Here is a 474-nt window from a genome sequence, read left to right as displayed (position 1 = left end):
AGAGGATAAGTGGAGAGCCGTATACATGGAAACATGTACGTACGGTTCGGAGGGGAGCGTTTGAAAACCTATCACAGTAATGTGAAAAGGCGTTGGGCGCTTACCCTACGACGATGTAGAGCGTGTTCATCGTATGCACAAACTATTAAAAATACAGGTAGAAAAGTTATATGATTTTGTTCAAAGTGGAGCAGCTTCACGTGACCAAAAAAACGAATATCAAATTATAAAAGGGATCGACGAATGGTTTAATAATACCATCTGTGAAAAAACTGATTTCCAAGGCGATCCGGCCGTATATAAATCTGGAAAATATCGCGGACAACCGATGCATTATGATAGAGAAGAGGAATATGTAAAGGGATTGTTTTTAGTAACTTAATAGTAAGCCACCATTATCATTGAAAACCCAGCCAGTTTATAATAAACCATACATGAAAATTTTATAAATGTATGGGGGAATTTTGGGAGATG

General features: G+C 37.8%; 1 pseudogene. It reads left to right on the top strand.

Annotation, left to right across the window (positions count from 1 at the left end):
* Window positions 1–106: 106 nt before the first annotated feature.
* Window positions 107–367: pseudogene (locus tag ACS2CR_RS34395) on the top strand (conjugal transfer protein TraG); the annotation flags it as partial.
* Window positions 368–474 lie beyond the last annotated feature (107 nt).

Origin of the sequence: Bacillus cereus group sp. BceL291 (assembly GCF_051776705.1) — a bacterium.
Classification (GTDB): Bacteria; Bacillota; Bacilli; order Bacillales; family Bacillaceae_G; genus Bacillus_A; species Bacillus_A cereus.
The sequence above is the reverse complement of the archived record's forward strand: the minus strand, read 5'-3'. Positions and strand labels throughout refer to the sequence as shown.